The organism is Paenibacillus sp. FSL R7-0179 (assembly GCF_038002265.1).
In the GTDB taxonomy this organism is placed as follows: domain Bacteria; phylum Bacillota; class Bacilli; order Paenibacillales; family Paenibacillaceae; genus Paenibacillus_AQ.
Genome location: NZ_JBBOCC010000002.1, coordinates 742,954 through 755,550, shown reverse-complemented (window position 1 = coordinate 755,550; position 12,597 = coordinate 742,954). Strand labels below are relative to the sequence as shown.

Here is a 12,597-nt window from a genome sequence, read left to right as displayed (position 1 = left end):
GCCCCTTATTCAGCACGTATTTTTGCTCTCCAATCCAAGCTGCTCACGAACGGCAATTGTAAAAACAAACGTAGCCCCGGGTTCCTCCGATGGCTCGACCCGGATGCTTCCGCCCAGCAGCTCTACCAGAGCTTTGCTGATCGATAAGCCAAGCCCCGTGCCTTCGAACCTGCGTGTGGTAGAGGCGTCGAGCTGGGAGAAGGGCTGGAACAGCTCGCCGATTTTATCCGGGGGAATCCCGATTCCTGTGTCTTTGATTGTGAATTCAAGTGTAAGCTTCTCTGCCGGTCCCTCCAGCTTGTTAACCGTTATGTATACACTGCCTGCATGGGTGAACTTCACGGCATTGCCTACGAGATTATTCAGCACCTGGCGGAGGCGGTTCACATCTCCCACCAGATCAGGCGGCACAGCAGGATTAATCTCCACCACCATGTCAAGCTTCCGCTCACGGATCTTAGCAGTGAACAGAGCAATAGTCTCGCTCAGGCAGTCCTGCAGAGAGAACGGCGCCTCTTCCACCACCAGCTTCCCGGCTTCCAGCTTGGAATAATCGAGAATCGGATTGATCACCGACAGAAGGGCATTGCTGCTCGTATGGATAATCCCCGCCATCTCACAATATTCCTCCGGCAGATCCGAGGCCAGCAGCAGATCAGACATCCCAATGATCCCGTTCAGCGGCGTGCGGATTTCATGGCTCATCATCGCCAGGAATTCTGATTTCACCTTGGAGGCAATCTCTGCGGCTTCCTTCGCTTCCCTCAGCTCCTGATTTGTCCTCTCCAGCTGCCGGGCCTGCTGCTTCAGCATTTCGCTCTGGAGCTGCAGCGTCTTATTCGCTTCATACATGCTGACGTAGCCTTCAATCTTGGACTTGAACAGCTGCGGGACGAAGGGCTTCGTCATGTAATCCATCGCGCCGACAGAGTAACCGGCGAAGATATCCTCCATCGTCGTACTGTTAGCGGACATGAAAATAATCGGCACCACATGATTCTTCTCCCGGGTACGGATAAGGCGCGCCGTCTCCAGCCCGTCCATCCCCGGCATTTGCACATCCATCACAATGACGGCGAATTCCTCCTCCAGCAGACAGCGCAGCGCTTCAATCCCGGAATAAGCCCGAAACAACCGGTAAGGCTCTCCGCGGAGAACGGCCTCAAGGGCAAGCAGATTCTCGGGATGATCGTCTACGAGCAGGATGTTGACCAGAAAATCCATGAGAACCCTCACTTTCCAGCTTGTGGCTCGCCTTGCGTTTATATTTCGAAAATATAGCTTATATACCCAAAATTTCTAATCACGAAACTCAGGTCTGCTGGTAATTCACCGCTGTAATCAGGCACTCCCGGCACAGAAAAGCATAATAAATCCCCTCGTCCTCCGCCACCTGGCCCATATCCGCCTGCGCTGCAAAAGTCATCGTCTGTGCGCAGCAGGGACAGGCCGGATAGTCCGCATCCTGAATCCAGGCCGGATGCCCTCCGATCTGTGAGGCCGGTGCCTCCAGCACCCAGTGTGCACTCTCATAAGTACCGGCCGGCTGTTCCGACAGCTGCATTACATGCCATCCGCTACATGCCAATGCTCCTCCAGTATTGTCAGGCAGATATCCGGGAACAACATTATATTCACTCCATGAATATCCGCCCTCCAGATCAATCTTCATATATACAGTGCCGTAACAGTTGCAGTGCATACAGGCCGCAATTCTTAACCGCTTGCCGGGAAGCTCCATGAACCTAACCTGCGGATGCTGCAAATCGTAATCGAATAAAACGGTTAGCGCACCTCCGCACCAAGGACAGGCTTGCGTTCCTGTCTGAAGCATTTGAACCGCCGCCGGAGCACCAGGCGCTTCCGGAGTGTCTTCCCTGCTTACCAGGAAGGGGTAACATTCAGGATGGTATAGTTGCCTTTTTCCGCCTACAGCATCCAGCTCCCAGCCAGCTTCAAGGGCATACGTCTCTGGCGCCTGATATAACGCTGCTGCCCACTCCGGCGGGGACTGCCGCCATGACGCGAACTGCCTGACCACCACTTCATCGCCAATCCAGGCCAGCGCCAGCAGCAGCAGATTACGGTTAACCGGATCGGACTCCACCTGGGCAATGAGCCGGTCCCTTACCTTCGCGTCAGCATTCTTGAAAAGGATCGCGGGTGCATAATTCCCTGTGCGGAGGAGCATTTCCAGACCTGGCCCAAGCCGTGTATCTGTGAAGCAGAGGAGTGACACCAGGACCATCTCCGCCTGGTCTATATCCTCTTCTTCCAATAAATGAACGGCGTAGCTCTCCATCCGTTCTCTCTGTTCCTCTGTCAAATCATGATACAGCTCCTGTGCAGTCCGGGGGTAAGGAACTTCCTTGATCAGCGGATCAGGCTTCCGCGGGCTGTGCATAATGGTGAGAATCTCAACCGGATCATGGATACCGGCATATCTGTTCACCTCTTTACGGTTCTGTTCAATATAAGCCTGTCTTCCTATCGCTCTCTTCTGCTGATAGCAGGGCATACAGATGCCCCCGGTCTTCAGTGCGGTTGCAGGAAGAATTGTTCCCGTGCAGCCCGGGGTCTGACAAGGCAGACGTTCGCTCATATCCTATCTCTCCCTTCATGATCAGTACGCAGATTATGTCTTAATTATAATAGATATGGACCTTCTGATCGAATGCAGCCCCGCTCCTGCCTGCAAGGGACGAGATTCCAGAATCTGTAATACAGATTCAGCCATAACCCTTGACTGTTCGCCCGCCATCTAAGATAATAACAACCTCTGCCGTAATCCATGCAGGACAAGACTAACATTGACACAGAAAAGGGGCGGTCGTCATCAACTGGTTAAATGATCTCTACAAATTACAGAAGAAGGAGCCGGCCAATGACGCCGAGCCTGCCCTGGTCAATGCCATCTTCCGCATGTATGACCGGTTCAAACGGCTCGGTCTCACTGAACGGCTCGGCCAGCAGGATATGTCGCTGGATATTGCTGACGCTTATGTCCATGGCCGGAATGCAATGATTGAAGCCGGGGTCGGCATCGGCAAATCCTTCGCCTACCTGATTCCCGGCCTGCTCATTAATCAGCTCTCCCGGCAGCCGGTCATTATCGCCACCTCGTCCATCCAGCTCTCCGAACAGATCCATAAGGATCTGCGGTTCATCGGCAGCCGGCTCGGCTTCTCCATGGTCCGCTCTGTGGTCGGCAAGGGCATGGGGCAATATGCCTGCCGGTACCGGGCAGCGGACCTGTTCCCGTCCGGGGAGCCCGGCTCCCCGCTCACTGTACTGGCAGAGGGTATCCTTAATGCAGAAATTAACGAACGGGCAGATCTGAAGGGCGGGGTCAATGATGCCTTATGGTCTAACGTGTGTGTGACGGATTGCAAGTTCGAGCACTGCCACTACAAGCATACCTGCGCCTTCTATGACATGCGGGCTAAGATCAACGCCGGCCCGGGTGAGATGGATATCATCATCGTGAACCAGGATCTGCTGATCCGTGACCTGATCAAGAAAAAAGAAGGCACCAAAGGCCTGATCACCGAGCGGCCTGCACTGATTATTATAGATGAGGCGCATAATCTGGAGGCCAAGGTCCGGGATGCCCAGACGCATGAGTTCACCTTCCGGGGGATCTCACGGGTGCTGGAGGATGCCATGCAGCTGCTGTATAAGCAATCCGCAGACCGCAGCCTGATGAAGTCCTTCCAGTTCGTCCGGCGCTGCGCCAAAGAGCTGTTCAGACAGATAGAAGCAGACCTGCTGCACACGGCCAAGCAGGATACTGACCGGATTAAAGTATCGGCGATTACGGGAGTCCCGCTAGAGCAGGCTGTGCAGCTTCTGCAGGAGTTCCGCCTCAGTCTCTCGGTGCTGACTTCCCGGCATGAGCAGGAGATTGACAACACCTTCGAAGCGGTTAACGGAATGATTGACCTCTTCCAGGTGCTTGCCCGGACGGAGGACAACTACCTGCTCTGGGCCAGCCAGCCCCGGGGAGAAGCTGCTGTCAGCATCTGCCCCAAGGGGATCAGCCAATTCCTGAAATACAGTCTGTTTAGCGGCAAAACCTCTGTCATCCTGACCTCCGCAACCCTCAGCCAGTCCGGCGATACGCTGGAGGAGCAATACGCTTATGTGTCCCGTTCTCTGGGATACAGTGGGGAGTATATGGAGCGTCAGCCTTCACCGTTCGATTATGACAACCACACAATGATGTATATTGCCAAGGACGTCCCTTACTATAACCACCATAACCGCGAAGCTTATCTGGAAGCGGCGTATAAGGAGCTGCTGCGGCTATGCAATGTAACGGACGGGCGGACGCTGGTACTTTTTTCGGCCAAAGAAGATATGAAGTACATTCACAAAAAGCTGAGTGCGGAGAAGCTGAACTGGTCGCTGCATATGCAGCGGGAAGGCTCATCCCAGGACGGGGTAATCGCTGAGTTCCGGGCGAGTAAGGGTGTGCTGCTGAGTACCGGTGTGTTCTGGGAAGGCGTGAATATTGAGGGGGCGGACCTGTCGCATCTGATCGTCTTCCGGCTGCCGTTCCCGGTTCCGGCCGATCCTGTCTACGAATACAAGGCTGCGCAGGCGGGGAATCCGCTTATGGAGGTCTACGTGCCGGACATGCTGCTCCGCCTGCGGCAAGGCACCGGGCGTCTGATCCGCAGCGAGACAGACCTCGGCGTGCTCAGCATTCTGGATTCCCGCCTGTCGGCCGGAGCCCGCAACCCGTACCGGGAGCAGGTCCTTGCCGCCCTGCCGTTCACCAAGGTGACGGAGGAGCTCGGGGTGCTGGAGAAGTTTGTGCGGGAGAAGGGGATTCACCGGTGACAGGTAGTAGGTACCGATTGCATTTTGTACATTAGATCGAGCTGTAAAACTAACTTTTTAGCTATTCTACTGTATTATGTACAGCAGAATTCAGAGATTTTGCCCATATTGGGCTTCTCTCCAACATTCTACTGTACTAAATACAATCAGGACCATTTATTGAGAGGTTTTATGAATTTCTATTGCACATAGTGCAATCACCACTGGACTACCAGCGCCATTCTTCACCAGCCCAGCTCACCAATTCATCAGCTTTCGGATTTCGGATGTCAGTCTGTCAGCTGCTTTGCGGTGGGTCAGCCGGGAAGGGTGAAAGTCAACGGCGTAGCCGTCCTCTTCGCGCTGTACCTCGAACTTCATCACTGAAATCCTGCTGTCGCCAGTTTCCCGGGTATAGCGGCTCACCGCCTGCTCCAGTGTAGGATACAGCCTGTCCCCCATGATACCCAATGTACATAGAATGGTGGAATCGGGATTTTTCTCTCTGACCTTTTGGAGAAAAGCGGCATAGTTCTCTGCATAATCCGCCTGCTTGGCGGGGTCCTCCTTGGTGTACGAATCGTCGTTGGTCCCCAGATTAATGACGATCAGCTCCGGTGTGAATCTGCTGAACTTCCAAGGGATCTCCTGGGGCAGCAGACTGCCGCCGAACCTCCCTTCCGACTTCCCCACCTTCTCGTAGTAATCGGGCAGAAGATGCGTGGTCAGCTTCTGGTCGTTCTCCGTGTAGCCGGTAATAATGCCGTATCCGCTGTAACATACCATACTGTAATCCGCACCAAGCTGCTCTGCGCTCAGGTAAGCGTAGGCCTTCGTTACATCTTCTGTAGCCGTAGAAAAAGTATGTAGCGCCTCTTCATCATCCACACCATACCCGCAGGTAATGGAATCGCCGATGAATTCGATCGTATGCTGCGGGGATGGGGTCGGCTTAATCCCTTCCTCAGCCTGCACCGCGATCTCTACAATGCCAACCGTTGACATGGCCGCTTCAGACAGCTTCGTAATTCTTACGGTAACCTCTTGCTCGGTGTCGCTTTCGAACACTGTATACGTTTTGCGCGGCTGATCCACCTGATCGTCTATCACCCGACGGCCGTTAACGCTGATTCCGATCCGGGCCAGATTGTTGCCGGTTGTTGCGGTATCATCGCCTTGCAGAGTGATCCGGGCCGCCCGGCCGCAGAAAGAGAATTCCACCCCGCCGCCGGAGAGCGCCAGCCACAGCACCTCCCCCATCCAGTGGGTCCGCCCGATAATTCTGACATGATTAGCTGCCGGTTGGTACGTTTGCATCTGGGACATTCCATAACCTTCCTTCTCTCGTTTCTATTCGTAACAGTAGCAAAGGTGCTTTATCTTGGCAATGAAGATTGTTTAGCAGTGCTTTTCATATAGCTGCATAGGTTGGTGTGGTAAGATACTAAGTACTTGTCAAGTGGTAACATATACATTCTATATTTTGAAAAAAGGAGGATATCCATGGACATCCCCAAAGGAACCTATGGCTTTCGCTTTGCCGAAGATAAGGAGCTGCAGCTGTGCGTATTGTTCGCCGCCGGTTATGATTCCGTCTCCGATCCCGCTTACCGCTGGGACGGCATGGAGCGCAGCGACGGCCCGCTGCTGCTGTTCCAGTACACCCTCTCCGGTGAGGGCGTGTTCGAGTCAGAGAACCGGACTTACCGGGTCCGGGCCGGACAGGCTCTGCTGGCGGAAATCCCGGGACCGCACCGCTATTACTATCCGCCGGATGCGGACGAGCCCTGGGAGTTTCTGTTCCTCCTGATGCGCCCCAGCCTGATCTTGCCCCACTGGCGCAGATTCCTGCGCGAAGCGGGTGAGGTACCTCGGCTGCCCGCAGATTGTGCCCCTGTCCGGCTGGCGCGGATGATTGTTGTGGATGCCGGAGCGGGCAGAATCTCCGATCCGCTGATCGCCTCGTCCAGCGTCTACCAATTCATGACCGAATTGACCCGAATGCAGGCAGCTACGCTGCGCGACAGGGACAACTGGTCAGAGAATATCAAGCGCGCCGCCGAATTCATCGAGCAGCATTATTCGCAGATGATCAGCATCGACCAGCTGTCGGAGCATGTCTCCCTGTCAAAGTATCATCTCATCCGCCGCTTCTCGGCCAGCACCGGCCATACGCCCGGTGCTTATCTGACCCGGGTCCGCACGGAGAAGGCAATGGAGCTGCTCCGGGGGAGCAGCTTAAGCATTGAAGGCATTGCCCAGCAGATCGGCTACTCCAGCGGAAGCTACTTTATCAAAGCGTTCCGCAGCCTGACCGGACTGACACCAGGCGATTTCCGCAGCGGGGGCGAGAGCCTGACCTACCGCCAGCTCTTTTTTGACTGAGCGCAATATAGTGCTATCCGGCTTATAAGATTACTATAGATATTGAATTTATCCTTGATTATGATGGACTTAAGAAGAGCAATAATCCATCTGATAAGGAGATTATACAATGAATCATAAGCTTGCAGCACCTGTCCCCCCGCTGGGCTGGAACAGCTGGGATTGCTACGGCGCAGCCGTAACAGAAGCGGAAATCCGCGGCAATACGGAATATATGGCCGAGCACCTCAAAGACTTCGGCTGGAGCTATATCACCGTTGACATTCAGTGGTATGAGCCTGGTGCCGTGTCCTCTCTGTACCGCCCCTTCGTCCCTCTGATCATGGATGAATACTCCCGGCTGATGCCTGCCGAGAACCGCTTCCCTTCGGCAGCAGGCGGCCAGGGCTTCAAGCCGCTGGCCGACTATGTCCACAGCCTGGGACTGAAATTCGGTATTCATATTATGCGCGGCATTCCGCGCCAGGCCGCCCATGCAGGCACCGCTATTCTAGGTACGGAGGCAACTGCCCGCGAGATCGCGCACACGAACTCCATCTGCCCGTGGAATACAGATATGTACGGTGTCGATGCATCTAAGGAAGGCGCTCAGGCCTACTACAATTCACTCTTTGAACTGTACGCCCAGTGGGGAGTCGACCTGGTCAAGGTGGATGACATCGCCGCCTCGAGACTCTACGATACCCATCAGCCGGAGATTGCCCTGATTTCTGCGGCAATCGAAAATTGCGGACGTCCGATGGTCCTGAGCCTCTCCCCCGGCCCCGCTCCGGTAGAATATAAAGAGCATTTCACCGGACATGCCAACATGTGGCGCATCACGGATGACTTCTGGGACCGCTGGGAGCTGCTGCTGGACATGTTCAGCCGCTGCCGCAGCTGGCAGGGCGTCCCGCAGGCCGGCTCATGGCCGGATTGCGACATGCTGCCGCTCGGACACATCGGCGTCCGCTCCGTCGACGGCGGCGGGGATGACCGCTGGACCCGCTTCACCCGTGACGAGCAGCTGACGATGATGTCGCTGTGGAGTATTTTCCGTTCGCCGCTGATCTTCGGCGGCGAGCTGCGGGATAACGACGATTGGACCCTGTCGCTGCTCACCAACCGTGAGGTGCTGCGCATGCAGCGCGAGAGCCATGGCGCCAGGGAAGCTCTCTACCGCGATGAGCTAATCGTCTGGACAGCAGCTCATGACGACGGTACCCGCTATGCAGCCGTCTTCAACATTGGCAGCGGCCCGCTGCCGGTTGACCTGAATCTCGAAGAGATCGGCCTAAGCGGCATGGCCGCAGGTACGGAGCTGTGGAGCCAGATGCCTGCCGAGCTTAGCGGCGGCGTACTGCAAACCATCGTGCCTGCGCACGGGGTACGGCTGTATAGCTTCTCGTAGGAGAAGCTCAGCAGAAATACCAACAGCCTGCGGGAATGGAGTAGTTCCATTCCCGCAGGCTGTTTCTTTTGACAATATAGGTGAAGGAGCTTGCGCTTCTAAATCCTTATGCCTTCCCCATCGTGCTGATATCAATCACAAACCGGTAACGCACATCCGAGGCCAGTACACGCTCCCAGGCTTCATCGATCTGGTCAGCCGAAATCACTTCGATCTCGGAAGCGATCTGATGTTCAGCGCAGAAATCAAGCATCTCCTGTGTCTCGCGGATTCCCCCGATCATCGAACCGGCAAAGGAACGGCGGTGACCGATCAGCGAGAAGGCGTTAACAGCCAAAGGATCAGCGGGTGCACCGACATTCACCAACGTCCCGTCCAGCGCCAGGAGTGACAGGAAGGCATTGATATTTACCTGCGCACTGACCGTATTAATGATCAGATCGAAGGAACCGGCCAGTTGCTTGAATGTCTCCGGATCAGTGGTGGCATAATAATGATCTGCGCCCAATTGCAGGCCGTCTTCCTTCTTCTTCAGGGATTGGGATAACACCGTAACCTCAGCCCCCATGGCATGAGCAATTTTCACTGCCATATGCCCCAGCCCGCCGAGACCGACTACAGCTACCTTTTTGCCGGGAGCAGCTCCCCAGTGGCGCAGTGGTGAGTAAGTAGTGATTCCGGCACACAACAGCGGTGCAGCAGCGTCAAGCGGAAGGCTGTCGGGAATCCGCACCACGAAGTCTTCAGTGACAACGATATGTGTGGAATATCCGCCTTGTGTATAGTGCCCGTGGCGGTCAGTCGCTCCATAGGTTCCTGTGTTCCCCTCCAGACAATATTGCTCCTCGCCTTGCCGGCAGCTGCTGCACACTCCGCAGGAATCGACCATACAGCCTACCCCGACACGGTCGCCAACAGCATATTTCGTCACTCCAGAACCGATCTGGCTGACAATACCTGCAATCTCATGCCCCGGAACCAGCGGATATTTCACCGGTCCCCACTCCCCGCGGACGGTATGAATATCGGAATGGCAAATACCGGCGTATTTAATCTCGATCAGAACATCCTGCGGCAACAGCTCCCGGCGTTCGATCGTAGTCAGCTTGAACGGGCCTTCCTGGCTGAATGCAGCATGTGCATTAACTTGTATCATAGTGAGACCTCTTTTCAATAGAATAGTAGACATCATTCCTTAAGCTTTACAAAGCTTATAATATTCCTTAAAGTTAACTCTAAGTCAAGCCCGAAATATCCAGGACAGGAGAACGATGATGAAGACCTATTCCATAAGCGAAGCCGCAGCGCATTTCAACATGACCCCGCATACCCTGCGTTACTATGACAAAGAGGGCCTGCTCCCTTCTATAGAGAGAACGCCCAGCGGCAAACGTGTATTCAAGCCCTCCGACATGGAGGCCCTGAAGATCATTGAATGCCTGAAGGCCTCCGGGATGCCCATCAAAGAGATTAAGCATTTCATTGAATGGTGCTCCGAAGGAGATTCCACCCTGCAGCGCCGATACGACATGTTCCTGGAGCGGAAGGCTTCCGTAGAAGCGCAGATGGAGGAATTAAGAAAAACGATGGAAGTCATAGACCATAAATGCCACTATTATAAGACTGCCCTGGAAAAGAGTATGGAAGTGGTCCGCCAATCCTAACCAGCCGTATGGTTCACCAGCCCCGCCTGCGGTTATCGTTACATAGAACGGTTATCGCAGACACATCCTAAGACAGAACCTGCACATAGAAGGGAGACTTACAGATGAAGGATGATACAAAAGCACCGCTCGACGGACGCACCGCAGGTGTCCACCCGATCCCGGAGGGCGAATCCAGTCCGGCGGACGGCCAATCGGAAACAGACAAGCTGGATGAGATCGTAGGCGCCGTGCTGGGGAATGACCCGGAAGTAGCCGCTCCCGGCCTTGCACCAGAACCGGAAGAGAAGAAGCACCGCAAGCATCGGTAAACTAACTACTTGGCAGTAAATAACCAGACCGGACAAGAGTATCTCTTATCTCTTGTCCGGTCTGGTTATTTGTTGTGCTGACCTTGCTGATCTTGCCGCTACTCCTCCAGCTCCTTACCATACCCGCGATTCAGCGCTTCACGATAATACAGTGATCCAATGGCAATATCAAAGGCAGCCATTCCCATCGGATTGAACATGACCGCTTCCTCCTTCGGGTATTTGGCCAGCGCGTTGCCGCAGACCACCTCAACGATAGATGCCGTGTCTTCCTTCCGCAGCCCTCTTTGATGATGCATATGTTCAATATCCGTATTCGCACGGCACACTTCATCCCAGTCATCGACAATAATGGCAGAGGTGTGGCTTAAGATCGCCGGGGTGAAATCGCGCAGTGACACATTCAGCAGCAGACTCTGATCTTTGGGCTTGCGGTCAATGTAACCGGAGCTGGATATGGTACAGGTAACGAACAGATCAGCCCCTTCGTAGGCTTCCTCCCATGAATCCACAGGCCGTACCCTTGTTCCAAGCTCTTCCGGGATAGCTTGCAGCGCATCTTGATTCGGATCAAAGATCCGAACCTCCTCCAGCTGGTCCCCGAGCAGCTGATTCAGCATCGACAGATGGAGCTGGCCGATCGGCCCGAACCCGGCGATACCGGCAATGATTTGATCGGCAAAAGGGTGTACCTTCTCGAATTCCTGAATCATCAGCCCGCTGACTGAAGCCGTGCGAATCCCGGATATGAGCGGACTGTTGATTATAGCTACAGGCTTCCCGCTGCCTGAATCATTCAGGATCGTCACCGAGTGGGCACGGGGAAGCTGCCTGGCATGGTTACCGGGAAAGCTGGCGATCCACTTGATGCCGGCCATCCCGATCTCTCCGCCCACATAAGCGGGCATGGCAATAATCCGGCTGCTTGGATCTTTATCAAAGAGCAGATAGGGTTTAATAGGCTGGGAAAATTCATGCGCTGCCATCACTTGGACAGCACTCCGTATGGTATCGACACTTCTGTTCCAGGGAAGCTGTATGCTCTGTAAATTTGCTGTATTTAAGTACAACATGCTTAAGGCCTCCTCTGCTTATAGGTCTGGCTGCGCGGGCTGACCAAGCTTTTCATCACCGCCTTATCCCTGTAAGCAATTACGCTATTCAGCCGTTGTCTCAACATATGCCGGCGAAGTATACAGGTATACCTCACGCTGGCCTGACAACGCGGTATTTATCCAGCGCCCGACCGGGATCTGCAAGTTTGCAACAACAACATCAAGCCATTATGATTAACCACAGAATGGTTATTGCCCCGGGAGGTAGTCTAGTGTCCAAAACAATATTAGTGGTAGACGATGATGAAGAAATCATGAAGCTCATCAGCAAGACGCTAAGGTATGAGCAATTCGCTGTCATTACGGCCAGTTCGGGGAGAGAAGCTTTATCTGCGGTGGAGGATCACCCTATTGATTTCGTTGTTCTTGATATCGTCATGCCTGATATGAACGGACTGGATGTCTGCCGGACGATCCGGTCGTCTTATAATGTTCCGATTATGTTATTAAGTGCGCGCGATCAGGACATTGATAAAATTGTCGGTCTGGAAATCGGCGCAGATGATTACATGACCAAGCCGTTCAGTATTCAGGAGCTGGCCTCCAGGATCAAGGCTCATTTCCGCAAGGTGGACAGGCTGCACAAAGAGTGGGGCGAGCTTAGTTCCTCCAAAGACAAGGCCGATGCTCCGCTCATTTTGAATGACAAAACGTATGAAGCCTTCCTGTACGGCGGGAAGCTCGATTTATCCGCGAAGGAATTTCAAATTCTGTCTATCCTGATGCGTCACCCCAACCAGGTACTGAGCCGGGAGCAGATCTATGAGAACGTCTGGGGAGACGAATACGGCGAGATCAACACTGTAACGGTTCATATCAAGAATATCCGCAAGAAGCTGGGTCCTGAGTATGACTTTATCAAAACCATCTGGGGCATAGGCTATAAATACACAGAAAGAGAGCAATAG

Annotated in this window: 11 protein-coding genes; 6 read left to right on the top strand and 5 right to left on the bottom strand. The window is 54.1% G+C overall.

Features of this window, described 5'->3' with window-relative positions:
* Positions 1 to 9: 9 nt before the first annotated feature.
* Both MKX63_RS20000 and MKX63_RS19995 read right to left on the bottom strand, forming a co-directional pair.
* Positions 10 to 1,224, bottom strand: a complete 1,215-nt coding sequence (locus MKX63_RS20000; protein WP_341019518.1) for an ATP-binding protein — start codon at positions 1,222 to 1,224, stop codon at positions 10 to 12.
* A gap of 88 nt (positions 1,225 to 1,312) precedes the next feature.
* The gene (locus tag MKX63_RS19995; RefSeq protein ID WP_341019517.1) at positions 1,313 to 2,602 is read right to left on the bottom strand and encodes a DUF1963 domain-containing protein; all 1,290 of its coding nucleotides are present in this window, start codon (positions 2,600 to 2,602) and stop codon (positions 1,313 to 1,315) included.
* 320 nt (positions 2,603 to 2,922) lie between these two features.
* On the opposite strand from MKX63_RS19995, the gene MKX63_RS19990 reads away from it, so the two are divergent.
* Complete coding sequence (locus tag MKX63_RS19990; protein WP_341019516.1) at positions 2,923 to 4,845, top strand: ATP-dependent DNA helicase; 1,923 nt, start codon at positions 2,923 to 2,925, stop codon at positions 4,843 to 4,845.
* Positions 4,846 to 5,082: 237 nt separating this feature from the next.
* Here MKX63_RS19990 and MKX63_RS19985 read toward each other — a convergent pair whose 3' ends face one another.
* Positions 5,083 to 6,150, bottom strand: a complete 1,068-nt coding sequence (locus MKX63_RS19985) for an SGNH/GDSL hydrolase family protein (protein WP_341019515.1) — start codon at positions 6,148 to 6,150, stop codon at positions 5,083 to 5,085.
* A gap of 177 nt (positions 6,151 to 6,327) precedes the next feature.
* On the opposite strand from MKX63_RS19985, the gene MKX63_RS19980 reads away from it, so the two are divergent.
* Together MKX63_RS19980 and MKX63_RS19975 are read left to right on the top strand one after the other, a co-directional pair.
* Positions 6,328 to 7,209, top strand: coding sequence for an AraC family transcriptional regulator (locus MKX63_RS19980; RefSeq protein WP_341019514.1), 882 nt, complete (start codon positions 6,328 to 6,330; stop codon positions 7,207 to 7,209).
* Between the two features lie 109 nt (positions 7,210 to 7,318).
* Positions 7,319 to 8,599 carry a glycoside hydrolase family 27 protein gene (locus MKX63_RS19975; RefSeq protein ID WP_341019513.1) on the top strand — a complete coding sequence of 427 codons (1,281 nt, stop codon included), beginning with the start codon at positions 7,319 to 7,321 and terminating at the stop codon, positions 8,597 to 8,599.
* Positions 8,600 to 8,705: 106 nt separating this feature from the next.
* Here the strand turns inward: MKX63_RS19975 and MKX63_RS19970 are convergent, their stop codons facing one another.
* The gene (locus MKX63_RS19970) at positions 8,706 to 9,755 is read right to left on the bottom strand and encodes an NAD(P)-dependent alcohol dehydrogenase (protein WP_341019512.1); all 1,050 of its coding nucleotides are present in this window, start codon (positions 9,753 to 9,755) and stop codon (positions 8,706 to 8,708) included.
* A 118-nt stretch (positions 9,756 to 9,873) separates the two neighbouring features.
* Here MKX63_RS19970 and MKX63_RS19965 point away from each other — a divergent pair, with 118 nt between their 5' ends.
* Together MKX63_RS19965 and MKX63_RS19960 are read left to right on the top strand one after the other, a co-directional pair.
* Entirely contained in the window at positions 9,874 to 10,263 is a 390-nt protein-coding gene (locus MKX63_RS19965) for a MerR family transcriptional regulator (RefSeq protein WP_341019511.1), read from the top strand.
* Positions 10,264 to 10,367: 104 nt separating this feature from the next.
* Positions 10,368 to 10,574 (top strand): hypothetical protein, encoded by a 207-nt coding sequence (locus MKX63_RS19960; protein WP_341019510.1) that lies wholly within the window; start codon positions 10,368 to 10,370, stop codon positions 10,572 to 10,574.
* Between the two features lie 98 nt (positions 10,575 to 10,672).
* Here the strand turns inward: MKX63_RS19960 and MKX63_RS19955 are convergent, their stop codons facing one another.
* Positions 10,673 to 11,647, bottom strand: a complete 975-nt coding sequence (locus MKX63_RS19955; RefSeq protein WP_341019509.1) for a 2,3-diaminopropionate biosynthesis protein SbnB — start codon at positions 11,645 to 11,647, stop codon at positions 10,673 to 10,675.
* Between the two features lie 254 nt (positions 11,648 to 11,901).
* Here MKX63_RS19955 and MKX63_RS19950 point away from each other — a divergent pair, with 254 nt between their 5' ends.
* Positions 11,902 to 12,597, top strand: coding sequence for a response regulator transcription factor (locus MKX63_RS19950; RefSeq protein ID WP_341019507.1), 696 nt, complete (start codon positions 11,902 to 11,904; stop codon positions 12,595 to 12,597).